This is a genomic window from Burkholderia sp. HI4860 (assembly GCF_002223045.2).
Lineage (GTDB): Bacteria > Pseudomonadota > Gammaproteobacteria > Burkholderiales > Burkholderiaceae > Burkholderia.
The window spans coordinates 844,052-870,400 of the sequence record NZ_NKFO02000003.1 but is presented as its reverse complement, the minus strand read 5'-3'; the positions used below and the strand labels follow the sequence as shown (position 1 = coordinate 870,400).

21 protein-coding genes and 1 other RNA gene are annotated in these 26,349 nt (G+C 66.9%); 12 read left to right on the top strand and 10 right to left on the bottom strand.

All coding sequences use genetic code 11. The features are described from left to right. Positions 1 to 59: 59 nt before the first annotated feature. Positions 60 to 1,010 (bottom strand): hypothetical protein, encoded by a 951-nt coding sequence (locus CFB34_RS19290; RefSeq protein ID WP_089439483.1) that lies wholly within the window; start codon positions 1,008 to 1,010, stop codon positions 60 to 62. A gap of 351 nt (positions 1,011 to 1,361) precedes the next feature. On the opposite strand from CFB34_RS19290, the gene CFB34_RS19285 reads away from it, so the two are divergent. Beyond that, positions 1,362 to 2,657: an MFS transporter gene (locus tag CFB34_RS19285; protein ID WP_089440365.1), complete on the top strand. Its 1,296-nt coding sequence runs from the start codon at positions 1,362 to 1,364 to the stop codon at positions 2,655 to 2,657. Between the two features lie 84 nt (positions 2,658 to 2,741). Here CFB34_RS19285 and CFB34_RS19280 read toward each other — a convergent pair whose 3' ends face one another. Next, positions 2,742 to 4,655: a tetratricopeptide repeat protein gene (locus CFB34_RS19280; RefSeq protein WP_089439484.1), complete on the bottom strand. Its 1,914-nt coding sequence runs from the start codon at positions 4,653 to 4,655 to the stop codon at positions 2,742 to 2,744. A gap of 58 nt (positions 4,656 to 4,713) precedes the next feature. Between CFB34_RS19280 and CFB34_RS19275 the strand changes: the two genes are divergently transcribed. Next, on the top strand, positions 4,714 to 6,357 hold the full coding sequence (locus CFB34_RS19275) for an FAD-dependent monooxygenase (protein WP_089439485.1): 1,644 nt from the start codon (positions 4,714 to 4,716) through the stop codon (positions 6,355 to 6,357). A gap of 8 nt (positions 6,358 to 6,365) precedes the next feature. On the opposite strand, the gene CFB34_RS19270 is transcribed toward CFB34_RS19275, so the two are convergent. From CFB34_RS19270 to CFB34_RS19255, 4 genes are read right to left on the bottom strand one after another with little or no spacing between them, the layout of a single operon-like run. Then, positions 6,366 to 6,617, bottom strand: a complete 252-nt coding sequence (locus CFB34_RS19270; protein WP_089439486.1) for a formate dehydrogenase subunit delta — start codon at positions 6,615 to 6,617, stop codon at positions 6,366 to 6,368. Between the two features lie 7 nt (positions 6,618 to 6,624). After that, a complete protein-coding gene (gene fdhF / locus CFB34_RS19265; RefSeq protein ID WP_089439487.1) occupies positions 6,625 to 9,576 on the bottom strand; it encodes a formate dehydrogenase subunit alpha in 2,952 nt (983 codons plus the stop codon). Between the two features lie 17 nt (positions 9,577 to 9,593). After that, entirely contained in the window at positions 9,594 to 11,171 is a 1,578-nt protein-coding gene (locus tag CFB34_RS19260) for a formate dehydrogenase beta subunit (protein WP_089439488.1), read from the bottom strand. Next, positions 11,168 to 11,668 carry an NAD(P)H-dependent oxidoreductase subunit E gene (locus tag CFB34_RS19255; protein WP_089439489.1) on the bottom strand — a complete coding sequence of 167 codons (501 nt, stop codon included), beginning with the start codon at positions 11,666 to 11,668 and terminating at the stop codon, positions 11,168 to 11,170. Before CFB34_RS19255 ends, CFB34_RS19260 begins: the two co-directional genes overlap by 4 nt. Positions 11,669 to 11,799: 131 nt before the next feature. Here CFB34_RS19255 and CFB34_RS19250 point away from each other — a divergent pair, with 131 nt between their 5' ends. From CFB34_RS19250 to CFB34_RS19240, 3 genes are all read left to right on the top strand, one after another. Next, a complete protein-coding gene (locus CFB34_RS19250; protein ID WP_089439490.1) occupies positions 11,800 to 12,906 on the top strand; it encodes a substrate-binding domain-containing protein in 1,107 nt (368 codons plus the stop codon). A gap of 101 nt (positions 12,907 to 13,007) precedes the next feature. Continuing rightward, a complete protein-coding gene (locus CFB34_RS19245) occupies positions 13,008 to 13,277 on the top strand; it encodes a hypothetical protein (protein WP_089439491.1) in 270 nt (89 codons plus the stop codon). A 382-nt stretch (positions 13,278 to 13,659) separates the two neighbouring features. Further along, entirely contained in the window at positions 13,660 to 14,013 is a 354-nt protein-coding gene (locus tag CFB34_RS19240) for a DUF4148 domain-containing protein (protein WP_069247423.1), read from the top strand. Between the two features lie 274 nt (positions 14,014 to 14,287). On the opposite strand, the gene ssrA is transcribed toward CFB34_RS19240, so the two are convergent. The 4 genes from ssrA to ompA form a co-directional block, all read right to left on the bottom strand. Beyond that, positions 14,288 to 14,657: a transfer-messenger RNA gene (gene ssrA / locus CFB34_RS19235) on the bottom strand. A 17-nt stretch (positions 14,658 to 14,674) separates the two neighbouring features. Further along, on the bottom strand, positions 14,675 to 15,391 hold the full coding sequence (gene gph, locus CFB34_RS19230) for a phosphoglycolate phosphatase (RefSeq protein WP_089439492.1): 717 nt from the start codon (positions 15,389 to 15,391) through the stop codon (positions 14,675 to 14,677). A gap of 13 nt (positions 15,392 to 15,404) precedes the next feature. After that, positions 15,405 to 16,103, bottom strand: a complete 699-nt coding sequence (gene ubiG / locus CFB34_RS19225) for a bifunctional 2-polyprenyl-6-hydroxyphenol methylase/3-demethylubiquinol 3-O-methyltransferase UbiG (RefSeq protein ID WP_089424797.1) — start codon at positions 16,101 to 16,103, stop codon at positions 15,405 to 15,407. Positions 16,104 to 16,257: 154 nt separating this feature from the next. Further along, positions 16,258 to 16,929: an outer membrane protein OmpA gene (gene ompA / locus CFB34_RS19220; RefSeq protein ID WP_039343284.1), complete on the bottom strand. Its 672-nt coding sequence runs from the start codon at positions 16,927 to 16,929 to the stop codon at positions 16,258 to 16,260. 539 nt (positions 16,930 to 17,468) lie between these two features. Here ompA and gyrA point away from each other — a divergent pair. The 7 genes from gyrA (at position 17,469) to cmk (ending at position 26,240) form a co-directional block, all read left to right on the top strand. Beyond that, entirely contained in the window at positions 17,469 to 20,072 is a 2,604-nt protein-coding gene (gene gyrA, locus CFB34_RS19215; protein WP_089439493.1) for a DNA gyrase subunit A, read from the top strand. A gap of 83 nt (positions 20,073 to 20,155) precedes the next feature. Next, entirely contained in the window at positions 20,156 to 20,755 is a 600-nt protein-coding gene (locus CFB34_RS19210) for a DUF2059 domain-containing protein (protein ID WP_011351329.1), read from the top strand. A 155-nt stretch (positions 20,756 to 20,910) separates the two neighbouring features. Next, positions 20,911 to 21,993: a 3-phosphoserine/phosphohydroxythreonine transaminase gene (serC, locus tag CFB34_RS19205; protein ID WP_089439494.1), complete on the top strand. Its 1,083-nt coding sequence runs from the start codon at positions 20,911 to 20,913 to the stop codon at positions 21,991 to 21,993. 33 nt (positions 21,994 to 22,026) lie between these two features. Further along, positions 22,027 to 23,109, top strand: a complete 1,083-nt coding sequence (pheA, locus tag CFB34_RS19200) for a prephenate dehydratase (protein ID WP_011351331.1) — start codon at positions 22,027 to 22,029, stop codon at positions 23,107 to 23,109. 186 nt (positions 23,110 to 23,295) lie between these two features. Next, the gene (locus CFB34_RS19195) at positions 23,296 to 24,222 is read left to right on the top strand and encodes a prephenate dehydrogenase/arogenate dehydrogenase family protein (RefSeq protein WP_089439495.1); all 927 of its coding nucleotides are present in this window, start codon (positions 23,296 to 23,298) and stop codon (positions 24,220 to 24,222) included. 13 nt (positions 24,223 to 24,235) lie between these two features. Continuing rightward, entirely contained in the window at positions 24,236 to 25,540 is a 1,305-nt protein-coding gene (aroA, locus tag CFB34_RS19190) for a 3-phosphoshikimate 1-carboxyvinyltransferase (protein WP_089439496.1), read from the top strand. A gap of 13 nt (positions 25,541 to 25,553) precedes the next feature. Then, positions 25,554 to 26,240, top strand: a complete 687-nt coding sequence (gene cmk / locus CFB34_RS19185) for a (d)CMP kinase (RefSeq protein ID WP_039343267.1) — start codon at positions 25,554 to 25,556, stop codon at positions 26,238 to 26,240. The last annotated feature ends 109 nt before the right edge of the window (positions 26,241 to 26,349 follow it).

Sequence of the window (26,349 nt, the reverse complement as noted above, 5' to 3'; positions counted from 1 at the left end):
GATAGAAACGAGCAAAACCCGGCGAAGCAAGCTTCGCCGGGTTTTTTCATGGCCGGCCGTTAGCGCGCGAATACGCCCGGCGTATCGGTCAGGCGGCGGTGGGACAGCTGTGCCGTCCAGTCCACACCGATGGCGGGCGCGTGTGTTGCAGGGACAGGCTCGGTAGCGCGCAGCGCGCTCGCCATCGCGATCAGCGTGAGCGGATCGTCGAGCGTGTCGCGCATGTCGCCAGTTGCACGCGGCAATGCGGCAAGCCGATCGCGGGTGCGGGTGTCGACCGTGCTGCCGCTGATCGGCGGTCGCGTGGCCATCCGCATCACGGTTGGTGTTCGGACCGGCGCCGCCGCCATGCGCGTGCCGCTGGAACGAGGCGATGCGGCAGTGGCGGTCGGCGGTACGCTGGACGTTGCCGTTGGACGAAGCGAGGCGGGAGGACGCGCAACCTGGTGCATGGCCGGCAGGGGCTCGGCCGTTGTCGCGACAGGCGCTGCCATCTTGCGCGGCGAAGGCGCGCTCGTCGACGTACTCGGCTGAACCGCAGCGACCCGCACGGTACCGGACGACGACGTAGCGTGATCCGGTACGCCACCGGCCGCGTGAATCGCGTAGGCAGGCCCGAACCCTGCGATCGGTTCATACGTGGCAATCAGCCAGCCGATGATGCCGAGCGCGCCGATACTCCAGCAGGTCGCGTACTTCGCACGCCGGTCGCGAAAGCCGCCGGCGATACGGGGGAAGCTCGGGGCCGCAGCGGCAGGCCGTGCAACCGGCGACCCGGCACGCGTCGGTGCCGACGCCGTGATCGGCAGCGGCTGCCAGTGGCATGCGCGGTGCGGCCGGTCCACGTCGATGCAGGACGTCGTCAGTGTCGCGAGGCAGTGCTTGCCGGGCCGCGCACCGGGGGCGCCGCGAAAGGTCCAGTCGCGGCCGAGCGACGGCACGTGATCGAGCGGAGCGACGCGGGGGCGGGCGAGTGCGCCTGCAACGGGGACGAGGGACGATGGAGTCATGAGGGCGGTGCGCCATGCGGCACGGGCATCCGTGCCGGTGCGGCGCGGATATGTCGTCGCAAATCGAGACATTGTCGTCAGCCGGCGAAGGCTGGTCGATCAGATCAATCTGATTTTTGCTGCCGTTTCGGGACGACTTGTACGAGGAGAACGCCGCGACCGCACCGGCAGGGGCGACACAAGGCAAATGTCGGGTTGGCGTGGCATGATGCGCGAACCATGCCGGTGCGCGCGTCGTTGCGCGGTGCGCCGCCGGCGGGCAGCGATGCCCGTGCGCGCCGGCCCGGCGCCGCGTGCGTCGTCGGATCCATGCGGCGCGGATTCGCGCCATCCGAGCTGAGCGAGAAAAACATGTCCACAGCGTCACCCGCCATCGCGCAGGAATCGAAAGTCCGCACCGTGTTCCGGGTTGTCAGCGGCAACTTCCTGGAAATGTACGACTTCATGGTCTACGGCTATTACGCGTCGGCCATCGCGAAAACCTACTTTCCGAGCGGCAACGCATTCGCGTCGCTGATGCTGTCGCTGTCGGTGTTCGGCGCGGGCTTCCTGATGCGGCCGGTCGGCGCAATCGTGCTCGGCGCGTACATCGACCATCACGGCCGCCGCAAGGGGCTGATCCTGACGCTCGGCCTGATGGCGATCGGCACGCTCGCGGTGGCCGCGATACCCGGCTATGCGACGATCGGCGTGCTCGCGCCGGTGCTCGTGCTGCTCGGCCGGCTGCTGCAGGGCTTCTCGGCCGGCGTCGAACTCGGCGGCGTGTCGGTCTACCTGTCGGAGATCGCGACGAAGGGGCACAAGGGGTTCTATACGTCGTGGCAGTCGGGTAGCCAGCAGGTGGCCGTCGTGTTCGCCGCGCTCGTCGGCGTGCTGCTGAACCGCGCACTGCCGGCCGAGGAGATGACCGCGTGGGGCTGGCGCATTCCGTTCCTGATCGGTTGCCTGATCGTGCCGTTCCTGTTCCTGATCCGTCGTTCGCTGAAGGAGACCGACGAGTTCCTCGCGAAGCGTCATCGTCCGACGATGGGCGAGATCATGCGTTCGATGCTCGATAACTGGGGCGTCGTGGTGGCGGGCATGGGGATGGTGATCATGACGACGGTGTCGTTCTACATGATCACCGCCTATACGCCGACGTTCGGCAAGGAAGTGCTGCACCTGTCGTCGCTCGATGCACTCGTCGTGACCGTCTGCGTGGGGGTCTCCAATCTCGTGTGGCTGCCGCTGTCCGGTGCGTTGTCCGACCGCGTCGGTCGCCGCCCGGTGCTGATCGCGTTCACGGTGCTGACGCTGTTGACGGCGTACCCGGCCGTGCTGTGGCTCGTCGGCGATCCGTCGTTCCTGCGGCTGCTCGCGGTCGAGCTGTGGCTGTCGTTCCTGTACGCGTCGTACAACGGGGCGATGGTCGTTGCGCTGACCGAAGTGATGCCGGCCGACGTGCGCACGGCCGGTTTCTCGCTGGCATACAGCCTGGCGACGACGATCGGCGGCTTCACGCCCGCGATCTCGACGCTGCTGATTCATCAGACCGGAAACAAGGCGGCGCCGGGGTTATGGCTGAGCGTTGCCGCGATTTGCGGGCTGATCGCGACACTCGTGCTGTATCGCACGTCCGAGGCGCGCAACCAGTACAAGGCGGCCTGACCGGCAGCGGTATGACGCGCGGCGCCGGCCGCACACCATGCAATGAAAAAGGGAGCGCGGCGCGCTCCCTTTTTTCGTGTGCGTTCAGGCTTCGCGCAGCATGCCGGCAACCGCGGCCGCCACGTCGTGCCATTCGCCCGGCGCGGGCTGGCGGGCGAGCCTGGCCTGCGGATACCACGGGCAGTCGTCGCCGGTGAACCAGCGCCAGTCGGGCGCGAACGGCAGCATCACCCACAGCGGCTTGCCGAGCGCGCCGGCGAGGTGCGCGACCGCCGTATCGATCGTGACGACGCCGTCGAGCCGATCGATCAGCGCGGCCGTGTCGGCAAAGTCGTTCAGCCGGCCGTCGAGCCGATGCACCCGCGGATGCGCGTCGACGCGCGCGCGTTCGTCGTCGTCGAGTGCGGGCTGCAGCACGATCCAGTCGATGTCCGGCAGCGCGAGCAGCGGTGCGAGCGCGTCGAACGGCATCGAACGGTTTTCCTGCGCCTGCCGGCGCCCCGACCACGCCAGGCCGAACTTGCGCTTCGATTGCCCGCCGAGCGAGCCGCGAAAGCGCCGGCCGGCGCCGTCGGGGGCGTCGAGGTAGCGCGAGCCCGCGACGATGTCCTCCTTCGTCTGAAGCCCGAGCAGGAACGGCAGGCTCATCAGCGTGCACGCGACATCCGCGGCAGGCGGTCTTGCCGCGCCCAGCGCGACGAGCGTCACGCGCCAGCGCGCCGCGGCCGGCGCCAGCAGCGTAACCAGTTCCGGCTGGACTTCGAGCACGACGCGCGCGCAGCGTGCGCGGGCGAGCGGCACGAAGCGGACGAACTGCAGCGTGTCGCCGAAGCCCTGTTCCGCGCGGATCAGCAGCGTGCGCGACGCAATCGGCTCGCCTTGCCAGCGCGGCAGCGTGCCGAGCGGCGTCGCGCCCGGCGTGTCGTGGCGGGCTTCGTAGGCGGGCAGGCCGCGCGTGAAGTCGCCGAGCGTCAGCAGCGTGACCGCGCGGTGCAGCCGTGCCAGCGTGAGATCGGGCGCGACGCGCAGTGCCTGGTCGAAAGCGCGCAGCGCCATCTCGTGCGCACCGAGCGCGTGATGTGCGTTGCCGAGATTCAGCCACGCCAGGCTGAACGACGGATCGAGACCGACCGCACGCTCGTAGTAGGGCAGCGCGTCGCGGTGGCGGCCCTGCGCGCTCAGTGCGTTCGCGAGCCCGAACAGTGCGAGCGGAAACGACGGATGCAGCGCGAGCGCGGCCTCGAACGCGGCGGCCGCCTCCGCATGCCGGCCGACCGCATCGAACGTGTTGCCGAGATTGAAATGGGCGGCGACGAAGCGCGGCTGCGCGGCGATCGCGGCCTGGAAATGCGCGATTGCGTCGTCGGCACGGCCCATCGCGTTCAGCGCCATCGCGAGGTTGTTGTGCGCGCCCGCATGCCCGGGCCGCAGCTCGAGCGCGCGATGGAACGCGGCGAGCGCGTCGTCGTGGCGGCCGAGCGCGTTCAGCGCGTTGCCGAGATTGTTGTGGATCGATGCATCGTCGGGCGTGAGCCGCAGCGCGCGGCCGAATGCATCGATCGCATCGTCGTGGCGCTGCAGCGCCGCATACGCGTTGCCGAGGTTGTAGTGCGCGAGCGGAAATTCGGGCGCGAGCGTCAGCGCGTTGCGAAAGCGGTCGACTGCTTCGTCGAGCCGGCCGAGCGCCTTCAGCGCGTTGCCGAGATTGAGCTGCAGCGCGGCGTCGCCCGGCCGCAGCGCGACGGCGCGGCCGACGAGATCGGCCGCCTCGGCGTGCTGGCCCTGCTGGTGCCGCAGCACGCCGAACAGATGCAGCGCGTCGGCGTCGGCGGGATTGGAGGCGAGCGCGTTGCGATAGCCGTGCTCGGCCTCGGCGAGGCGGCCCGCGCGGTGTGCGGCATACGCCCGGTCGAATGCGGAATCCATAACGCGATAACTGACGGAAAGCGCGTATTTTCCCACACCGCGCGGCGGTGCCGCGCATCGGCCGATCGGCATATGGCCCCGTCACGCGGAGCAGCGTAGACTTGCAGGATCGCGTGTCATCGAGGTTCTCATGGCTGACACACTGCCCGATATCCCGCCCGTGCTGATCGTCGGCGCGGGGCCGACCGGCCTTGCCGCGGCGATGAGCCTCGCGCGAGCCCGCGTGCCGGTGCGCATCATCGATCGGCTCGCCGCGCCAGCGCCGTATTCGCGCGCGATCGGCATCCAGGCGCGCACGCTCGAATTGCTGGAGCAGCATCGCGCGGTCGAGCCGTTTCTCGCGCTCGGTCATCGTGCTCATGCGGCCGCGCTGCATGCCGACGGCCGCGTGATCGCGCGGCTCGATTTCGATCCGTTGCAAACGCGCTATCCGTACCTGCTGTTTCTCGACCAGACCGTCACCGAGCGCCTGCTTGCCGACCATCTGGCCCGGCTCGGCGTGACGGTCGAGCGCGGCGCGACGCTGACCGTGTGCGAGGCGGGCGGTGCGTCGCTCGACGTGTCGATCCGCTGCGCCGACGGCCGCGACGAATCGTTCGCGCCGTCGTACCTGATCGCCGCCGACGGCGCGCACAGCACGGTCAGGCACCTGCTCGGCCTGGGCTTCGCCGGGCATGCGTTCGAGCAGACCTTCCTGCTCGCCGATTTCGCGGCCATACCCGACTGGCCGGACGAAGAGATCCACCTGTTCACGACATCCGACGGCATCGCCGGCCTGTTTCCGATGGGCGGCGGACGTTACCGGCTCGTGGCCGACCGGCCGCCCGGCAGCGACGCGTCGCCCGATGCGCCGACCCCGTCGCTCGCGGAATGCGACGCGATCGTGCGTGCGCGTGCCGGCGTGTCGATCTCGCCGAGCGATCTCGCGTGGTCGTCGTATTTTCATCTGCACAGTCGGATGGTCGACCGGCTGCGTCACGGCCGCGTGTTCTTTGCTGGCGACGCCGCGCACGTCCACAGCCCGGCCGGCGCGCAGGGCATGAACACCGGCATCCAGGAGGCGTTCAATCTCGGCTGGAAGCTTGCGCGCGTGCTGGGCGCGGGCACGCCCGAGCGGTTGCTCGACACGTATCACGCGGAACGTCATCCGATCGAGCGCGACGTGTTGCGGCAGACCGGTTTCGTCACGCAGATCGTCGAAGCCGAGCGTGGCGCGATGAAGCTGCTGCGCGATCACGTCGTGCCGGTGCTGGCGTCGTTCGGGCCGATGCGCGACGCGGTGCGGCGCACGGTCAGCGAGCTCGGCGTGCAGTACCGGAAGAGTCCGCTGACGCTCGAGCGCGTGCTCGATGGCGGGCCGCGCGCAGGCGAGCGGGCACCCGACGCGCACGTGCGGGTGCTCGACGGGCCGCTCGGTCAGGCGCCCGGAACGGCGCGGCTATACGACCTGCACGATCCGGCGAGCTTCACGTTGCTGCTGCTGGAAGAGCCGGTGAATGCCGACACCGGCGCGGTGCCGCCGATGCCGGCCGATGCGAAGGCGCTCGTGCAGGGGCTCGACCGGATCATGCCGGATGCGGTGCGCGTCTGGCGCGTCACCGATGCCGAAGGCGGCAATACCGGGCTCGCGCAGGAATACGGCCGCTCGCGGCCGTCGTTTTACCTGCTGCGCCCGGATGGTTACGTCGCCGCGCGCGGGCGCACGGCGACCGACGCAAACGCGCTGCTGCGCCATTGCGAAAGCTGGTTCGCGGGCATGTCGCGGTCCGCGTAGCGGTGCCGTCAGGCGCTCGCCGCGGCAGGTACGAGCGACGCGCGGTGCGCGGCGATCGCGTCGCGCACGATCGGTGCCGCACGTTGCCCGGCCTCGCTCGACGGATCGTCGAGCGCCGCGAGCAACGCGCGGCGCATGCGCGGTTCCCAGAAGCGCCGGATATGGTCGGCGATGCCGGTCAGCGCTTCGTCCCGATCGGGCATCGATTCGAAGAATGCGCCGATCTGGTTGGCCATGTCGACCAGGTGTCCGTTGTCCATCGCTTCCTCACTTGCCTGTCAACACGCCGGCGGTCGCGGCTTCGCGGCGCTCGAGCAGGTCGAGCTGCTCCGCGTTGAAGCGCGCATACGCTTGCTGCCAGTCGGACGGCTGCGCGACGGGCAGCACCTGCACGGCCGTTACCTTGTACTCGGGGCAGTTCGTCGCCCAGTCCGAGCTGTCCGTCGTGATCACGTTCGCGCCCGATTCGGGGAAGTGGAACGTCGTATAAACGACACCCGGCTGCATGCGTTCAGTCACGAGCGCGCGCAGCACCGTCTGCCCCGCACGCGACTCGATGCCCACCCAGTCGCCGCTGCGGATACCGCGATCCTGCGCGTCGTGCGGATGAATCTCGAGGCGATCCTCTTCGTGCCACCGCACGTTCTCGGTGCGGCGGGTCTGCGCGCCGACGTTGTACTGCGACAGGATGCGGCCCGTCGTCAGGATCAGCGGATAGCGCTGCGTGACTTTCTCCGGCGACGCGATGAACTGCGTGATCACGAACTTGCCCTTGCCGCGCACGAATGCGTCGATGTGCATCGTCGGCGTGCCTTCCGGCGCGTGCTCATTGCACGGCCACTGAATGCTGCCGAGCGTGTCGAGCTTCGCGTAGGACACACCCGAGAAGGTCGGCGTGAGCCGCGCGATTTCGTCCATGATTTCCGACGGATGCGCATAGTCCATCTCGTAGCCGAGCGCGCGCGACAGCATCAACGTGACTTCCCAGTCCGCGTAGCCCGCGAGCGGCGGCATCACCTTGCGCACGCGCGAGATGCGGCGTTCCGCGTTCGTGAACGTACCGTCCTTCTCGAGGAACGACGAGCCCGGCAGCAGCACGTGCGCGTATTTCGCGGTCTCGTTCAGGAAGATGTCCTGCACGACGATGCATTCCATTGCCGACAGCGCGGCCGCGACGTGCTGCGTATTCGGATCCGACTGGACGATGTCCTCGCCCTGGCAGTAAAGCCCCTTGAAGCTGCCGTCGAGCGCCGCGTCGAACATGTTCGGGATGCGCAGCCCCGGTTCCGGTTGCAGCTTCGCCGACCACGCCGCTTCGAACTGCGTGCGCACGACCTCGTCGCCGATGTGCCGGTAGCCGGGCAGTTCGTGCGGGAACGAGCCCATGTCGCACGAGCCCTGCACGTTGTTCTGGCCGCGCAGCGGATTGACGCCGACGCCTTCGCGGCCGATGTTGCCGGTCGCCATCGCGAGGTTCGCGATGCCCATCACCGTCGTCGAGCCCTGTGCGTGTTCGGTCACGCCCAAGCCGTAATAGATCGCCGCATTGCCGCCCGTCGCATAGAGGCGCGCGGCTTCGCGTACCAACTCGGCCGGCACGCCCGTCACGTCGGCGGTCGCTTCGGGCGAGTTGTCGGCTCGCGAGACGAACTCGCGCCATTGCTCGAACGCACGCGTCTCGCAGCGCTCGGCGACGAATGCGTCGGCGACGAGCCCTTCGGTGACGATCACGTGCGCGAGCGCGTTGACGATCGCGACGTTGGTGCCGGGGCGCAGTTGCAGGTGGTGGGTCGCTTTCACGTGCGGGCCGTCGACGACGTCGATGCGGCGCGGGTCGATCACGATCAGCTTCGCGCCTTCACGTACGCGCCGCTTCAGCCGCGAGCCGAACACCGGGTGGCCGTCGGTCGGGTTCGCGCCCATCACGACGATCACATCGGCCTGGCCGACCGATGCGAACGTCTGCGTGCCGGCCGATTCGCCGAGCGTCGTCTTGAGGCCATAGCCCGTCGGCGAGTGGCACACGCGTGCGCAGGTGTCGACGTTGTTGTTGCCGAACGCGGCGCGCACCAGCTTCTGCACGAGGTAGGTTTCCTCGTTCGTGCAGCGCGACGACGTGATGCCGCCGATGGAATCGCGGCCGTACTTGTCCTGCAGCTTGCGGAATTGCGTTGCCGCGTAGGTGAGCGCTTCGTCCCAGCTGACTTCGCGCCACGGGTCGGTGATCTTCTCGCGGATCATCGGCTTCGTGATGCGGTCCTTGTGCGTCGCATAGCCCCACGCGAAGCGGCCCTTCACGCACGCGTGGCCCTCGTTCGCGAGGCCGTTCTTGTGCGGCGTCATGCGCACGACCTGCGTGCCCTTCATCTCGGCCTTGAACGAGCAGCCGACGCCGCAGTACGCGCAGGTCGTGACGACCGAGTGTTCGGCCTGCCCGAGGTGCACGACGGATTTTTCCTGCAGCGTGGCGGTCGGGCAGGCGGCGACGCACGCGCCGCACGACACGCATTCCGACGCCATGAACGATTCGCTTTCGCCGGCGGCCACGCGCGATTCGAAGCCGCGTGCGGCGATCGTCAGCGCGAACGTGCCCTGCGTTTCCTCGCAGGCGCGCACGCAGCGGTTGCAGACGATGCACTTCGACGGGTCGTACGTGAAGTACGGATTCGATTCGTCCTTTTTGTCGCGCAGGTGATTCGCACCGTCGAAGCCGTAACGCACCTCGCGCAGCCCGACCACACCGGCCATGTCCTGCAGCTCGCAGTCGCCGTTGGCGGGGCAGGTGAGGCAGTCGAGCGGATGGTCGGAGATGTACAGCTCCATCACGTTGCGACGCAGCGACTGCAGCCGGTCCGACTGCGTGCGCACCTTCATGCCCGCTTCCGCAGGTGTCGTGCACGACGCCGGATAACCGCGCCGGCCTTCGATCTCGACGAGGCACAGCCGGCACGAGCCGAACGGTTCGAGCGAATCGGTCGCACAGAGCTTCGGGACGTTGACGCCGGCTTCGATCGCCGCACGCATCACCGACGTGCCGGCCGGCACCGTGACCGGCTGGCCGTCGATTTCGAGCGTGACGTCGGTATCGGCATGCCGTTGCGGCGTGCCGTAGTCGGTATCGTCGAACGGATCGAGGGCACGCGCCTGCGCAGCGCTCTTGCACGCGCATTGGCCCGAGCCGCAGCCGCCTTGGCGGACGTTGTTCGTGTCGAGGGACATGCAGGGCTCCTTCTGGGTCAGGCCGCAGCCTTGACCGGACCCGACGCGGCAGGTTTGCCGGCAGCGAGCCCGAAATCTTCGGGGAAATGGTCGAGCGCGGACAGCACCGGGTAGGGTGTCATGCCGCCCATGGCGCACAGCGAACCGGCCAGCATCGTGTCGCACAGGTCGCGCAGCAGCGTGACCTGCCGCTCAGACGTATCGCCGTGGCGAATGCGTGCGATGGTCTCGACGCCGCGCGTCGAACCGATCCGGCACGGCGTGCACTTGCCGCACGACTCGATCGCACAGAACTTCATCGCGTATTCGGCGAGCTCGGCGAGGTTCGACGTGTCGTCGTGCAGCACGATGCCGCCGTGGCCGACCACCGCGCCGATCGCCGTATACGCTTCGTAGTCGAGCGGCACGTCCCACTGGTGGTCGGGCAGGTAGGTGCCGAGCGGGCCGCCCACCTGCGCGGCACGTGCGGGCCGGCCGCTGGCCGTGCCGCCGCCGAAATCGAACAGCAGCTCGCGCAGCGTGACCCCGAACGCGAGTTCGACGAGGCCGCCGTGGCGGATGTTGCCGGCGAGCTGGAACGGCAGCGTGCCGCGCGAGCGGCCCATCCCGTAATCGCGATAGAACGCGGCGCCGCGCGCGAAGATCACGGGCGCCGTTGCGAGCGTGATCACGTTGTTGATGACGGTCGGCTGGCCGTACAGGCCGGCGAGCGCGGGCAGCGGCGGTTTCGCGCGCACGACGCCGCGCTTGCCTTCGAGCGATTCGAGCAGCGCCGTTTCCTCGCCGCACACGTACGAGCCCGCGCCTTTCGCGACGTGCAGCTCGAACGCGTGCGCGGAGCCGAGCACGTGCTCGCCGAGCCAGCCGGCTTCGCGTGCGCGGACGATCGCGGCTTCGAGCGTGGCGATCGCGTGCGGGTATTCGCTGCGTACGTAGATGTAGCCGACCGTCGCTCCCGTCGCGACGCCCGCGATGATCATCCCTTCGATCAGGCAGTACGGATCGCACTCCATGAGCAGGCGGTCGGAGAAGGTGCCCGAATCGCCTTCGTCCGCATTGCAGACGATGTACTTCTGCGTGGCGCGTGCTTGCCGGACCGTGCGCCACTTGATGCCGGCCGGGAACGCCGCACCGCCGCGGCCGCGCAGCCCCGATTCGATCAATGTTTCGCACGCGGCATCGCCGTCGAGCGCGAGCACGTTCTTCAGGCCGGCGAGGCCTTCGTATCGCAGGTAGTCGTCGATCGACAGCGGGGCGGTCAGGCCGATGCGGGCGAACGTGAGACGTTGCTGGCGCGCGAGATAGGGCAGTGCGTCGACGAGGCCGACGCCGCTCGGATGCGTGCCGCCTTCGAGCCAGTTTGCGTCGAATAGGGCCGGCACGTCGGCGGCTGACAGGTTCGCATAGCCGACGCGACCGGCCGCCGTGCCGATCTCGACGAGCGGCTCGAGCCACAGCAGCCCGCGCGAACCGTTGCGGACCAGTTCGATGGCGATGCCGCGGCGTTCGGCTTCCGCCTCGATCGCGGCGGCGAGCGCGTCGGCGCCGAGCGCCAGCGCGGACGAATCGCGCGGGACATGGACGCGGGTCGTCATGCGGCCTCCGGGGTGCGGGCGACGGCGTCGGCAAGCAGCGCGTCGAATTTCTCCGGCGTGACCTTGGCATGCAGCACGCCATTGACCGTCAGCGACGGCGACTGCGCACACAGTCCGAGGCAGTAGACCGATTCGAGTGCGACGTCACCGGGGCCATGCGCATCGGCGGCATCGCCGTGCGCCATATCGAACCGGCAACCCGTGCGGGCTTCCGCATGCGCGGCCAGCGCTTCGCAGCCCATGCTGCGGCACGCTTCGGCGCGGCACATCTGGATCGTCACGCGGGCGGGCGGCGCGGTGCGGAAGTGGTGGTAGTAGGTCAGGACGCCGTGCACTTCCGCGCGCGACAGGTTGAGTGCGCGGGCGAGCGGCGCGACGCAGCCTGGTGGCACGTAGCCCGCGTCGTCCTGGATCGCGTGCAGGATCGCCACGAGCGACCGGCCGGCGCGTGCATGGCGCTCGACGAGCGCGTCGGGCGCTTGGGAATTCGGGGACATCAGTTGTGCTCCTCCAAAGTCTCATATGCGCTCGAGGTTCATATAGTGCGCATCGCGACTTCGTTCTGATTGATTTTAACCAACGATAAGCGGAAGATTTGACGGTCGCAATAGGAAATCGGAGTGCATAATTGATTCGCATCGAATGCGACGCGTATCTGACCGTGCGCGACACGGAAGGCCGTGCGGCCAGCCTGTCGGATGTTGCGCCATTGCTCGAACTCGTGGCCGACACGGGCAGCATTGCGCAGGCCGCGCAAGCGAAAGGGCTGTCCTATCGGCACGCATGGGGCATGCTGCGGGCGCTGGAGGCGTGCATCGGCGGGGAACTGATCGAAACCGCGCGCGGCAAGGGCTCGACGTTGTCGGCGCTCGGGCAGGCCGTCGTCGATGCGCAGCGCCTCGCGCGCAGCCGGCTCGACGGGAACCTGCGCACGCTGGCCGCCGAAGTGGCGAGCGACCTGAACCGGCGGCTCGCGCAGCGCGACGGCGCCGTGCGGATCCATGCATCGCACGGCTACGCGGTCGCGACGCTCGTCTCCGCGCTGGTCGATGCGCAGGCGGCTGTCGACATCAAGTATCGCGAGAGCGTCGAGGCCGTGCAGGCGCTTGCCCGCGGCGAGTGCGACCTGGCCGGCTTCCATCTGCCGCGCGGCGCGTTTCGCGCGCAGTGCGCGCAGATCTACCGGCCGTGGCTCGACGATACGCGCCATGTCCTGATTCACCTGACACGACGCCAGCAAGGGCTGTTCATTCCGCGCGGCAACCCGAAGCAGGTTCGCGGGCTCGCGGATCTCGCGCGCCATGACATCCGCTTCGTCAACCGCCAGCCGGGGTCGGGCACGCGCATGCTGCTGGATCTCGCGCTGCGCGCGATCGGCATCGATCCCGAGTGCATCGACGGCTACGCGTCGGCCGAGCTCACGCATTCGGCGATCGCGGCGTTCGTCGCGAGCGGGATGGCCGATCTCGGTTTCGGCGTCGAGCCGGCCGCCCATCATTTCGGGCTCGATTTCATCCCGGTCGTCGATGAAGACTATTACTTCGCATGTGAGCGCGCGCGGCTCGACGCGCGGCCGCTCGCCGGTGTGCTGGCGCTGCTGCGCGATGCGCGCTTCGTCGAGCGCGTCGCGCATCTCGACGGCTACGATCCGGCTGCGTGTGGAACGCTGACGAGTATCGCGTCGGGGCTGGCCGGCGGCGACGGCGCGAGCGTGCCGGCGGGCAATTCCCGGTAACGCGGGCGCAATCGAACCGCGATGCAGCAGCAGGGGATTTGCGCTACGCTTGCCGCTTGACCAACGTTCCAACAAGTACGCCGTCCAAGCGTCATCCCGCCATGAAATTTTCCGTTTCCCTCACCGCGGCAGTGTTGACCGCGGGGCTGCTGGCCGCTGTTTCGCCGTTTGCGCTCGCGCAGAATTCGCCCGGTGTGCCCGGCGGTATCCTGAGCGAACAGTTTCGCCTGAACGAGCATCCGCAGATGCCGTTCGCGGCGTCCGCGCCGTCGCAGAAATACCAGAGCGGCAAGAAGTCGGCCTTGCGCCGCAAGGGTGACCTGGGGGACCCCAACGGCTGCAATCTGAAGTGTCCGATGGATAGCCGGTAACCTGGCCGACGGGCGCGTCCGAACGAGAGGGCCGCCCGCAGTGCCGATTCGATCGGCGGGTGTTGCGCGCGCATGTCGACCTGGCTGTGCGATTGGTGATGGCAGGAGTCCCGTACGATTCCGATTTTGTCCGAGCCCCGCGAAGCGTTGCCGCTTCGCGGGGCTTTTGCTTTCCGTCGAATCGTCATGCGATGCGATACCGGGCGATGAAGAGGAGGTGCGTTGCCGGCCTGGCGGCTGATTTAGGGTTAACCCGTAAATCAGGAAGGATGTCTTCCAGAAACCTGCCTTATTCTTAAGCATCCGCCTACATAAACTTCGGGTTGTCAGCGATGAACAAGGTGTTCACCGCGAACACAGACAAATCTGGAGGTAGGTCATCATGAAATCGCTCGTTCAAGCTGTTGTCGTTGCTGCCGCTCTCGTTGCCCCGGTCGTGTCGTTCGCCCAGTCGGGTTCGACGATCACACGCGCGCAGGTCCGCGCCGAACTGGTCCAGCTGCAGCAGGCTGGTTACAACTCCGCTCGCGGTGAAGATCCGCACTACCCGGAAGCGATCCAGGCTGCCACCGCGCGTGTTGCAGAGCAGCAGCGTGCCGCGCTGGCGCAAGCGCAAGGCGCCGACGCCAGCGGTTACGGCGCACAGGCACAGGGCGCGTCGGCATCGGGTTCGCGTGCGATGGGTGTGCGTCCGGCCACCGCTGAAGAAATGAAGTCGCTGTATCGCGGCAGCTAAACCGCGTATTGCCCGGTGTGCGTGAATGCCGGGTGCGACGACGCGTCGCGCCTGGAGCCGCAGCACCCGGGCGGGCCGCTGCCTGGCGCGATCGATGAGTGCGCGGGCACGGCAGGCTATCCGTCACCTCCTGTCGCCGGAAGTCCGGTGGCATTCCGCCCGGCCCACCCGTGGCTGGGCGCTTTTTCGGAAGGAGCGGGTGCGTGCGTTTCGCCGGCAACAAAAAACCCCGCAGACTTGCGTCATGCGGGGTTCGTGCGGCGAGCGCGGAATATGGTGGAGGCGGCGGGAATCGAACCCGCGTCCAGAAGCGCTCCACGACTAGTTCTACATGTTTAGTTCTGTCATTTGATTTAACCGCAGCGACGCGGACGAACACGCTGCACTACGGCGATTCGCTAGGTTTTCGACCCTGGCGTCGCGACGCCGACAGGGCTTAACTGACGTAAATGACCTCTGGCGGTATTGCTACCGGTCTTGCGACACTAGCCCGTCAGTGAACTAGGCAGAGGACGGCGGCCGTTAGGCTGCCAGTGCGAACGTATCGTCGTTTGCAGTTACGATTTTCCCATTGATTAACGAGGTGACGGGTCCTCGACATGCCCTAGCCGCTTCACAACCCCTGTCGAAACCAGGTCGCCCCCGCGGATAAGATCGATCATTATAGCCCAACATCGCGCAGCAGTTCGCGCAGTTGCAGCGTCGTGTCGACGAGATGCTGCGCTTGCCAGTCGGCCGGTGCGGTGCCATCCCCGCAATAGCCGTACGCCGCCGCGACCGTCGCCATGCCGGCGGCACTCCCGGCTTGAATGTCGCGCAGGTCGTCGCCGACGTAGACGATGCGCGCAGGCGCGAGTGTCAGCTGGTCGGCCGCATGCAGCAGCGGGGCCGGGTGGGGCTTCGGGTGCGGCGTTGTGTCGCCCCCGACGACGCAGGCGGCGCGCCGCGCGAGGCCGAGCAGGTCGACGAGCGGCGCCGTGAGCCGCATGGCCTTGTTCGTGACGATGCCCCAGCGCACGCCGCGCGCGTCGAGTTCGTCGAGCACGTCGTCGATGCCGGGGAACAGCGTCGTATGCACGCATAGATCCGTCGCGTAGTTGGCCAGGAACTCGTCGCGCATCGCTTCATAACCGGGCGTGTGCGGATCGATGCCGAACGCGCCGCCGAGCAGGCCGCGCGCGCCGGCCGAGGCTAGCGGCCGCAGCACGTCGAGCGGTGTCTCGGGCAGGTCGCGCACGCGTTGCATCTTGTTGACGGCGGCCGCGAGATCGGGGGCCGTGTCGGCGAGCGTGCCGTCCAGGTCGAACAGCACGGCATCGCAGTGCAGCAGGCGCGGTTCGTCGAGTGCCGCCCGCGCGGTCGAGAGGGGAGTCGTCATGCCGGTTGGAAGGTCACGCGCCGCGACGGCACGCGACGAGGTAGTTGATGTCGGCGTCGTTCGACAGCGCGAAGCGCTTGCCGATCGGGTGATACGTGATGCCCTTGATCTCCACGATGTGCAGATCGGTTGCCCGCACGAAGCTGGCCAGTTCCGACGGACGGATGAAGCGCGCGTAGTCGTGCGTGCCCTTCGGCAGCATTTGTGCGATGTACTCCGCGCCGATCACGGCGAACAGGTATGCCTTCAGGTTGCGGTTCAGCGTCGAGAAGAACACCCAGCCACCCGGCTTCACGAGCGTCGCGCAGGCGGCGACGATATCGCCGGGCGACGGCACGTGCTCGAGCATTTCCATGCACGTGACGACATCGTAGGTGCCCGGTTCGCGCGCGGCAATTGCTTCGGCCGCGATGGCCTCGTAATCGACCGAGATACCGCTTTCGAGACTGTGCAGGTCGGCGACGCCGAGTGCTTCGGTCGACAGATCGATGCCTTTCACCTGCGCGCCCAGTCCGGCCATCGATTCGGACAGGATGCCGCCGCCGCAGCCGATGTCGAGTGCGCGCTTGCCGGCGAGGTGCGCATGCGCATCGATCCAGCCGAGCCGGACCGGGTTCAGGTCGTGCAGCGGCTTGAATTCGGCATTCGGATCCCACCACCGATGGGCGAGGTCGCTGAATTTCTGGAGTTCGTGCGGATCGGCGTTGGTCATGTCGGCAAACGGGCTACGGAAGGAGGGCGGTGCTGCGATTCGTCAGCCCCGAGTATATAAGAAGCGGACGAGCGGCGAAGCGGAGAGCGCCTGGGCGAGCGTCAAAGAAAAAGCCCCGCCGGAGCGGGGCTTTGAAGCAGTCGAAAACCGCGGCTTAGTTTGCCGGAACGGTCGTCTTCTGGACTTCTTGCGTACCAACCACTTCGACTTCCACGCGGCGGTCCGGTGCGAGGCAGGCGATGAGTTGCTTGCGGTTCTTCTGGTTGCAGCCAGTCGTAACCGGGTTGCGCTTGCCCTTGCCTTCCGTGTAGATCTTGTTGGCCGGCACACCCTTGCTGACCAGGTACGACTTCACGGCTTGCGCACGGCGCAGCGACAGACGGTCGTTGTACTTGTCCGAACCGATGCGGTCCGTGTAGCCCGTTGCGACGACCACTTCCGTGTTCATGCCCTGGATCTTCGACGACAGTTCGTCCAGCTTTTGCTTGCCCAGCGGCTTGAGCGTTGCCTTGTCGAAGTCGAACAGTGCGTCAGCTTGATACGTGATCTTCTGGCTCGTGATGGCCGGAGCGACCGGAGCGACCGGAGCCGGTGCCGGTGCCTGGGCGACCAGTGCGCCATCGCACTTCGCGTTGGCGGTGGCCGGCGTCCAGAACGCATCGCGCCAGCAGAGCTCGTTCGTACCGTTCATCCACACCCATTCGCCCGTGCCGTTGACCCAGTTGTCATTGACGGCTTGGCGCGACGCCGGCACCGACTGTGCCGAAGCGGATGCAGCCATAACTGCGGTAGCTGCAATGAACGCGAGCTTTGAAAGTTTATTCATATTTCTCCTCTCGAAATTGAGATTACCGCAGGTTTACTGCGAGCCTGTTGACGGTGACAAGTCATACATTGCTCGAAGTATAACATTGGTGCGGCACAAAAAACGCGGCGCCGCCTCTGTGTAGACTTCGAGCAGCGTCTAACTTTCAGTGCGTTGGCATTTTGCCATATCGTTCCCTTCCTACGAAAAAAAATCCTCCCCACCCCAAGATCGCTTCAACTTTGTGGTGCATGCGCAACACTGACCTGCCGTAACTTTTAGGAATTGTCAAGAGTGTGGCGGCGAAATTGCGCCGATGGAGGCAGTTGTTTACTCGTGCGCGAGGAACACGTGACGCGGCATTCATCTGTGATGACGAGCCGGGTGCGATTGCGGTGTGCAATGGCGGCCGATTCGTCGACGCCGCGATTTTTGCTATTCATATATAGAGGGGGCGAATTGGCGGCTGATGGGCGCATGTTAGAATCTCGCGTTGCGTTGCGCATGCAGCGCCCACGCGAAAGGCGTTCGCCGTCTTCGCTCCGAAACGATACGGATACATGGATCAATTCGCCAAAGAGACCCTGCCCACCTCCCTAGAAGAGGAAATGCGCCGTTCGTATCTCGATTACGCGATGAGCGTGATCGTCGGACGTGCCCTCCCGGATGTCCGCGATGGCCTGAAACCCGTGCACCGGCGCGTGTTGTTCGCGATGCACGAACTGAACAACGACTGGAACCGCGCGTACAAGAAGTCGGCGCGTATCGTCGGTGACGTGATCGGTAAGTACCACCCTCACGGCGACACCGCGGTCTACGACACGATCGTGCGGATGGCGCAGGACTTCTCGCTGCGCTACATGCTGATCGACGGGCAGGGCAACTTCGGCTCGATCGACGGCGACAATGCCGCGGCGATGCGTTACACCGAAATTCGCATGGCGAAGATCGGTCACGAACTGCTCGCCGACATCGACAAGGAAACGGTCGATTTCGAGCCGAACTACGACGGCAACGAAATGCAGCCGTCGGTCCTGCCGTCGCGCATCCCGAACCTGCTGATCAACGGCTCGTCGGGTATTGCGGTCGGCATGGCGACCAACATCCCCCCGCACAACCTGAACGAAGTCGTCGACGCGTGCCAGCACCTGCTGGGCAACCCGGAAGCGACGATCGACGAGCTGATCGAGATCATCCCGGCGCCGGATTTCCCGACGGCCGGCATCATCTACGGCGTCGCCGGCGTGCGCGACGGCTATCGCACCGGGCGCGGCCGCGTCGTGATGCGCGCGGCCACGCACTTCGAGGAGATCGACCGCGGCCAGCGGATGGCGATCATCGTCGACGAACTGCCGTACCAGGTGAACAAGCGCTCGCTGCTCGAGCGGATCGCCGAGCTCGTCAACGAGAAGAAGCTCGAAGGCATCTCCGACATCCGCGACGAGTCCGACAAGAGCGGCATGCGCGTCGTGATCGAGCTCAAGCGTGGTGAAGTGCCGGAAGTGGTGCTGAACAACCTGTACAAGGCGACGCAGCTCCAGGATACGTTCGGCATGAACATGGTCGCGCTCGTCGACGGCCAGCCGAAGCTGCTGAACCTGAAGGAAATCCTGCAGTGCTTCCTGTCGCATCGACGCGAAGTGCTGACGCGCCGCACGATCTACGAACTGCGCAAGGCCCGCGAACGCGGCCACGTGCTCGAAGGTCTCGCGGTCGCGCTCGCGAACATCGACGAGTTCATCGCGATCATCAAGGCCGCGCCGACGCCGCCGATCGCGAAGGCGGAGTTGATGGCGAAGCCGTGGGATTCGTCGCTCGTGCGCGAAATGCTCACGCGTGCCGAGAGCGAGAACGCGGCGGCCGGCGGCCGCTCCGCGTACCGCCCGGAAGGCCTGAACCCGGCGTTCGGCATGCAGGCCGACGGGCTGTATCGCCTGTCCGACACGCAGGCCCAGGAAATCCTGCAGATGCGTCTGCAGCGCCTGACCGGCCTCGAGCAGGACAAGATCATCGGCGAGTACCGCGAAGTGATGGCCCAGATCGCCGACCTGCTGGACATCCTCGCGCGCCCCGAGCGGATCACGACGATGATCGGCGAGGAGCTGACCTCGGTGAAGGCCGAGTTCGGCGACGCGCGCCGTTCGAAGATCGAGCTGAACGCGACCGAGCTGAACACCGAAGACCTGATCACGCCGCAGGACATGGTCGTCACGATGTCGCATGCGGGCTATGTGAAGTCGCAGCCGCTGTCCGAGTACCGTGCGCAGAAGCGCGGCGGTCGCGGCAAGCAGGCGACGCAGATGAAGGAAGACGACTGGATCGAGACGCTGTTCATCGCGAACACGCACGATTACATCCTGTGCTTCTCGAACCGCGGCCGCGTGTACTGGGTCAAGGTCTATGAAGTGCCGCAGGGCTCGCGCAACTCGCGCGGCCGCCCGATCGTCAACATGTTCCCGCTGCAGGAAGGCGAGAAGATCAACGTCGTGCTGCCGGTCAAGGAGTTCTCGGCCGACAAGTTCATCTTCATGGCAACGTCGCTCGGCACCGTGAAGAAGACGCCGCTCGAGGCATTCAGCCGTCCGATGAAGAAGGGCATCATCGCGGTCGGCCTCGACGAAGGCGACTTCCTGATCGGTGCGTCGATCACCGACGGCGCGCACGACGTGATGCTGTTCTCCGACTCCGGCAAGGCCGTGCGCTTCGACGAGAACGACGTGCGCCCGATGGGGCGCGAGGCGCGCGGCGTGCGCGGCATGCAGCTGGAAGACGGGCAGCAGGTCATCGCGATGCTGGTTGCCGGCAGCGAGGAGCAGACGGTGCTCACCGCGACCGAGAACGGTTACGGCAAGCGCACGCCGATCACCGAGTACACGCGTCACGGCCGCGGCACAAAGGGTATGATCGCGATCCAGACGTCCGAGCGTAACGGCAAGGTCGTGGCTGCAACGCTCGTCGACGCCGAGGATCAGATCATGCTGATCACGACGGCCGGCGTGTTGATTCGCACCCGTGTCTCGGAGATTCGCGAGATGGGGCGTGCCACGCAAGGTGTTACACTCATCAGTCTCGATGAGGGTACCAAGCTCTCTGGCCTGCAGCAGATCGCGGAGGCCGAAGAGGGAGAGGGCGAAGCCGACGAGGCGTCGGACGGCGAAGCCTGAAGAACGGATGAGACTCTAGCCGCCGCAGGCGCGAAGCGCCGCGGCCGGCGAGCAACCATTCATATTTCCAAAAGGGAGTGATGATGCAAAAGCAATTCAAGCAACTGGTTCTGCTGGCTGCACTGGTGCCGACGTTCGCGATGGCGCAAGCGCTGTCGAATTCCGCACCGGCAGCTCCGGCAGCAGCTGCGCCGATCGACGCCGACAAGAAGGCAGCGATCAAGGATCTGCTCGACGCGATCGACGCGCCGAAGCTCGTGTCGGCAATCGGCAACAGCGCCGAAATGCAGGCCAAGCAACTCGTCCCGGCGATCCTGTCGGACGCGCTGTCGGAAAACAAGACGCTGAACGACAAGCAGAAGCAGGCTGCCGTTCCGACGCTGCAGAAGAACGCGGTGCCGAAGCTGGTTGACGGCGCAGGCAAGGTGTTCGGTACGCAACAGTTCCAGAACGACGCGATGTCGGCTCAGTACGACGCCTACGCGAAGTACTACAGCACGTCGGAGATCAAGGATCTGACGACGTTCTACAAGAGCCCGACGGGCCGCAAGTTCATCCAGGTTCAGGATCAGGTCGGTCGCGACGTGGTCAACGGCCTGATGCAGAAGTACATGCCGCAAGCTATCCAGGCAACGCGCACGCAGGCTGACAAGGAAGTCGCAGCAGTCAAGCCGGGCAAGTAAAGCCGTCCGGGCACGCCCCCGGCCGTTCGGCCGGGTTTGGCGGGAGCCTGACGACAGTGCGATAATGGCCGTTTGCGCGCGAGCGCAAGCGGCCATTTCTTTTCTGGCGCGTTCTGCCGGCGGCGAGCCGGTCGCGTCCCTCCGAGGTTTTCACGATGCGCGTCTTTAATTTCTCCGCCGGCCCTGCGGCGATGCCCGAGGAAGTGCTGCGGCAAGCGGCCGACGAAATGCTCGACTGGCATGGCAGCGGCATGAGCGTGATGGAAATGAGCCATCGCGGCAAGGAATTCATGTCGATCCACGAGGCCGCGCTGACCGACCTGCGCGACCTGCTCGGCGTGCCGGCCAGTCACCGGATCCTGTTCCTGCAGGGCGGCGGTATCGCGGAAAACGCGATCGTGCCGATGAACCTGCTCGGGTCGCGCAAGACGGCCGACTTCGTCGTCACGGGCTCGTGGTCGCAGAAGTCGTTCAGCGAAGCGAAGAAATACGGCACGCCGCATCTCGCCGCCACCGGCAAGACGGAAGACGGCTTTACGCGTGCGCCCGCGCGCGCCGAATGGCAGCTGTCGGGCGATCCGGCCTACGTGCATCTGTGTACCAACGAGACGATCGACGGCGTCGAGACGTTCGAGATTCCCGATCTCGGCGACGTGCCGCTGGTCGCGGATGTCTCGTCGCACATCCTGTCGCGTCCGATGGACGTCGCGAAGTACGGCGTGCTGTTCGGCGGCGCGCAGAAGAACATCGGGATGGCCGGCGTGACGCTCGTGATCGTACGCGAGGATCTGCTCGACCGCGCGCTGTCGATCTGCCCGTCCGCGTTCGAATGGAAGACCATCGCCGCGAACAACTCGCTGTACAACACGCCGCCCACCTACGCGATCTACATCGCTGGCCTGGTGTTCCAGTGGCTGAAGCGGCAGGGTGGCCTCGAAGCGATCGAGGCCCGCAATATCGAAAAGGCGAAGCTGCTCTACGACACGATCGACGCGAGCAGTTTCTATCTGAACAAGGTCGACCCGGCAGCACGTTCGCGGATGAACGTGCCGTTTTTCCTGGCCGACGAAACGCGCAACGAAGACTTCCTTGCCGGCGCAAAGGCGCGCGGGCTGCTGCAGCTGAAGGGCCACAAGTCCGTCGGCGGCATGCGGGCGTCGATCTACAACGCGGTGCCGCTCGAGGGCGTGAAAGCGCTCGTCGAGTACATGAAGGATTTCGAGCAGCGCGGCGCCTGACGGCGGCGCTGTTCAAACAGCACGGCAAAACGCATGGACGACGAACTGAATTCCCGCCTGAAACCGCTGCGCGATCGCATCGATGCGATCGACGCGCAGCTGATCGCGCTCCTGAACCAGCGTGCCGCGGTGGCGCTGGAGGTGGGCGAGGTCAAGAAGCATTTCAACGCGCCGGTGTTCCGGCCGGAGCGCGAGCTGCAAGTGATCGCCCGGCTGCAGGACATGAGCGCGGGGCCGCTCGCGAGCGAGCACATCAGCGCCATCTGGCGCGAGATCATGGCCGCGAGTCGCGCGCTCGAGCAGACGATCCACGTCGCGTTCCTCGGGCCGGTCGGCACGTATAGCGAGCAGGCGATGCTCGAGTATTTCGGCCAGTCGATCGAAGGGCTGCCGTGCCCGTCGATCGACGAGGTGTTCCGCTCGGTCGAGGCCGGCGCGTCCGCGTTCGGTATCGCGCCGGTCGAGAATTCGACCGAAGGCGCCGTGTCGCGCACGCTCGACCTGCTGCTGCAGACGCAACTGCTGATCAGCGGCGAACTCGCGCTGCCGATCCATCACAACCTGCTGACGCAGAGCGGCACGCTCGACGGCGTGAAGCGCGTCTGCGCGCACGCGCAGGCGCTTGCGCAATGCCAGCAGTGGCTTGCGGCGAATGCGCCGCAGCTCGAGCGGCAGGCGGTGGCGAGCAACGCGGAGGCGGCGCGCCTCGCGGCGGCCGATCCGACCGTCGCGGCGATCGCGGGCGACCGCGCGGCCGCACATTACGGCTTGCAGATCGCGTTCTCGCTGATCCAGGACGATCCGCACAACCGCACGCGCTTCGTGATCGTCGGCAAGCAGCCGGCCGGGCAGAGCGGTCACGACCAGACATCGCTGATCGTGTCGGTGAAGAACGAACCGGGCGCCGTGTTCAAGCTGCTCGAGCCGCTCGCGCGGCACGGCGTGTCGATGACGCGCTTCGAGTCGCGTCCGGCGCGCGTCGGCACGTGGGAGTACTACTTCTACATCGACATCGAAGGGCACCGGGACGATGCGTCGGTTGCGGCCGCGCTCGCGGAACTCGGCCAGAAGGCCGCGTTCCTGAAGATACTCGGTTCGTATCCACGCGCACGCTGATGCGTGGCGGCCCGTCGCCTGTTCGCGCAGGCGTTGGGGCCACGCGGGCAGGGCAGGCCGATCGGTGCTGCCGAAGGCGGGTTCGGGCGGCATCCGGCGCAGGTTGCGCCGGATGCGGGCCCGTGGCCCGGAATCTGGAATTCCGCGTGCGGGGCGTCGTCCTGCGCGCGTAACTTGGCTCTTGTCGTGTCAGGCTTTGCATTCAACAAACTGGTCATCTTCGGCGTCGGCCTGATCGGCGGATCGCTGGCCCGCGCGCTGCGCGAGCGCGCGCCGGGCGGCGCGGGCGAAGTTGTCGGCGTGGGCCGTTCGCGTGCTTCGGTAGAGCGTGCGCTCGCACTCGGGGTGATCGACCGCGCGGCGGCGCTCGACGACGACGCGCAATTGCGCGACGCGCTGACTGGCGCCGATCTGGTGCTGCTGGCGGCACCTGTCGCGCAGACGGGCCCGTTGCTCGCGCGCATCGCGCCGTGGCTTGACGCGGCGACGATCGTCACCGATGCGGGCAGCACCAAGTCCGATGTCGTCGCGGCCGCGCGCGAAGCGCTCGGCGCGCGGATCGCGCAGTTCGTGCCGGGTCACCCGATCGCCGGCCGCGAGTCGAGCGGCGTCGAGGCCGCGTTGCCGGATCTGTACGTCGGCCGCAACGTCGTGCTGTGCCCGCTGCCGGAGAACGCCCCCGAATCGGTCGCGCGAATCGACGCGATGTGGCGTGCGACCGGCGCCGACGTGCGCACGATGAGCACGGAGCAGCACGATCGCGTATTTGCGTCGATCAGCCATCTGCCGCACGTGCTGTCGTTCGCGCTCGTCGAGCAGATCCTCGGCGAGGCCGACGCGGAACTGAAATTTTCGTACGCGGCGGGCGGCTTCCGCGATTTCACGCGCATCGCGGCGTCGAGCCCGGAGATGTGGCGCGACGTGTGCGTCGCGAACCGCGCGGCGCTGCTCGATGAGCTCGATGGTTACATGCGGGTGCTCACGCGGCTGCGCGCGGCGATCGACGCCGGCGACGGCGCGGCGCTCGAAGCGGTGTTCACGCGCTCGCGCGCTGCGCGCAAGGCATGGCAGGAGCGCGGCGGTGCGCCCGCTGCCGAACCGGTCAAGAAATAACAGGACGATTCCCATGGACTATCTCGATCTCGGCCCGTACTCCAGCGCATCGGGCACCGTGCGCCTGCCCGGCTCGAAAAGCATTTCGAACCGCGTGCTGCTGCTCGCGGCGCTTGCCGAAGGCGAAACCACGATCACCAACCTGCTCGACTCCGACGACACGCGCGTGATGCTCGACGCACTCGGCAAGCTCGGCGTGAAGCTCGCGCGCGATGGCGACACCTGCGTCGTGATGGGCACGCGCGGCGCATTCACCGCGAAGACGGCCGACCTGTTCCTCGGCAACGCGGGCACGGCCGTGCGGCCGCTGACCGCCGCGCTCGCGGTGAACGGCGGCGACTATCGCGTGCACGGCGTGCCGCGCATGCACGAGCGGCCGATCGGCGATCTCGTCGACGGTCTGAGGCAAATCGGCGCGCAGATCGGCTACGAGCTGAACGAAGGCTACCCGCCGCTGCGGATCAAGCCGGCAAGCATTTCCGTCGACGCGCCGATCCGCGTGCGCGGCGACGTGTCGAGCCAGTTCCTCACGGCGCTGCTGATGACGCTGCCGCTCGTGAAGGCGAAGGACGGCAAGATCGTCGTCGAGGTCGATGGCGAACTGATCTCGAAGCCGTACATCGACATCACGATCCGGCTGATGGCGCGCTTCGGCGTGACCGTCGAGCGCGACGGCTGGCAGCGCTTCGTCGTGCCGGCCGGCGTCCGCTACCGCTCGCCGGGGCGGATCATGGTCGAGGGCGATGCGTCGTCCGCGTCGTACTTCCTCGCGGCCGGCGCGCTCGGCGGCGGCCCGCTGCGCGTCGAAGGCGTGGGGCGGGCGAGCATCCAGGGCGATGTCGGCTTCGCGAACGCGCTGATGCAGATGGGCGCGAACGTGACGATGGGCGACGACTGGATCGACGTGCGCGGCATCGGCCACGACCACGGCAAGCTCGAGCCGATCGACATGGACTTCAACCTGATCCCCGATGCGGCGATGACCATCGCGGTCGCGGCGCTGTTCGCGAACGGCGCGAGCACGCTGCGCAACATCGCAAGCTGGCGCGTGAAGGAAACCGACCGCATCGCCGCGATGGCGACCGAACTGCGCAAGGTCGGCGCGATCGTCGAGGAAGGCCCGGACTACCTCGTCGTCACGCCGCCGGAAAAGCTCACGCCGAACGCGGCGATCGACACCTACGACGATCACCGGATGGCGATGTGCTTCTCGCTCGTCAGCCTGGGCGGCGTGCCCGTGCGGATCAACGATCCGAAGTGCGTCGGCAAGACGTTCCCCGACTATTTCGACCGCTTCGCCGCGCTCGCCAAAGCCTGACCCCACTGTTCTGATGAAATCGACCCGACCCTTTCACCCGACTCCCGTCATCACGATCGACGGCCCGACTGCTTCCGGCAAGGGCACCGTCGCCGCGCTCGTCGCCGCGCATCTTGGCTTCCACCTGCTCGACAGCGGCGCGCTGTACCGGCTCGCCGCGCTCGCGAGCGTGCGCTACGGCATCGAGGCCGAGGACATCGACGCGCTGGTGAAGCTGATCGACGATCTCCACATCACGTTCCGCGAAGGCTGCGCGCAGCTCGACGGCGTCGATGTGTCGAACGACATCCGCGCCGAAGCGGTCGGCAACCGCGCGTCGGCGATCGCCGTGCACGGGCCGGTGCGCACCGCGCTCGTCGCGCGCCAGCGCGCGTTCCGCAAGACGCCGGGCCTCGTTGCGGACGGGCGCGACATGGGTACCGTGATCTTCCCGGACGCCGTGCTGAAGGTGTTCCTGACGGCCAGCGCCGAGGCGCGCGCGACCAGACGGCATAAGCAATTGATGCAAAAAGGTTTTTCTGCTAATATTGATGACTTGCTCCGGGATCTTCGTGAACGTGATGCGCGCGACAGCAATCGCGCGGCCGCGCCGCTCAAGCCCGCAGCAGATGCCAAGCTGCTCGATACGTCGGCGCTGTCGGTCGATGAAGCGGTCGACCAGGTGCTGCAGTGGTACCGGGCGCTTGGCCAGCCGGCCTGAGAAGGCGGGCAGCGGTAGGTGCTCAGCGCGTAAGTGCGGAGCGTGTTTCGAACCCTTAACCCCGTGTGGACCTCGATCTGGCCCTTTCAGCCTGCCATTCCGGCCGGCG

Bases quoted from the DNA above. Each gene is read 5' to 3' on its own strand.
- cmk (WP_039343267.1), top strand. From the start codon at position 25,554: ATGAAATCGACCCGACCCTTTCACCCGACTCCCGTCATCACGATCGAC.
- CFB34_RS19255 (WP_089439489.1), bottom strand. From the start codon at position 11,668: ATGTCCCCGAATTCCCAAGCGCCCGACGCGCTCGTCGAGCGCCATGCA.
- ompA (WP_039343284.1), bottom strand. From the start codon at position 16,929: ATGAATAAACTTTCAAAGCTCGCGTTCATTGCAGCTACCGCAGTTATG.
- CFB34_RS19275 (WP_089439485.1), top strand. From the start codon at position 4,714: ATGGCTGACACACTGCCCGATATCCCGCCCGTGCTGATCGTCGGCGCG.
- fdhF (WP_089439487.1), bottom strand. From the start codon at position 9,576: ATGTCCCTCGACACGAACAACGTCCGCCAAGGCGGCTGCGGCTCGGGC.
- CFB34_RS19270 (WP_089439486.1), bottom strand. From the start codon at position 6,617: ATGGACAACGGACACCTGGTCGACATGGCCAACCAGATCGGCGCATTC.
- CFB34_RS19290 (WP_089439483.1), bottom strand. From the start codon at position 1,010: ATGACTCCATCGTCCCTCGTCCCCGTTGCAGGCGCACTCGCCCGCCCC.
- serC (WP_089439494.1), top strand. From the start codon at position 20,911: ATGCGCGTCTTTAATTTCTCCGCCGGCCCTGCGGCGATGCCCGAGGAA.
- CFB34_RS19285 (WP_089440365.1), top strand. From the start codon at position 1,362: ATGTCCACAGCGTCACCCGCCATCGCGCAGGAATCGAAAGTCCGCACC.
- CFB34_RS19240 (WP_069247423.1), top strand. From the start codon at position 13,660: ATGAAATCGCTCGTTCAAGCTGTTGTCGTTGCTGCCGCTCTCGTTGCC.
- CFB34_RS19260 (WP_089439488.1), bottom strand. From the start codon at position 11,171: ATGACGACCCGCGTCCATGTCCCGCGCGATTCGTCCGCGCTGGCGCTC.
- ubiG (WP_089424797.1), bottom strand. From the start codon at position 16,103: ATGACCAACGCCGATCCGCACGAACTCCAGAAATTCAGCGACCTCGCC.
- CFB34_RS19280 (WP_089439484.1), bottom strand. From the start codon at position 4,655: ATGCCGATCGGCCGATGCGCGGCACCGCCGCGCGGTGTGGGAAAATAC.
- CFB34_RS19210 (WP_011351329.1), top strand. From the start codon at position 20,156: ATGCAAAAGCAATTCAAGCAACTGGTTCTGCTGGCTGCACTGGTGCCG.
- CFB34_RS19245 (WP_089439491.1), top strand. From the start codon at position 13,008: ATGAAATTTTCCGTTTCCCTCACCGCGGCAGTGTTGACCGCGGGGCTG.
- gph (WP_089439492.1), bottom strand. From the start codon at position 15,391: ATGACGACTCCCCTCTCGACCGCGCGGGCGGCACTCGACGAACCGCGC.
- pheA (WP_011351331.1), top strand. From the start codon at position 22,027: ATGGACGACGAACTGAATTCCCGCCTGAAACCGCTGCGCGATCGCATC.
- gyrA (WP_089439493.1), top strand. From the start codon at position 17,469: ATGGATCAATTCGCCAAAGAGACCCTGCCCACCTCCCTAGAAGAGGAA.
- aroA (WP_089439496.1), top strand. From the start codon at position 24,236: ATGGACTATCTCGATCTCGGCCCGTACTCCAGCGCATCGGGCACCGTG.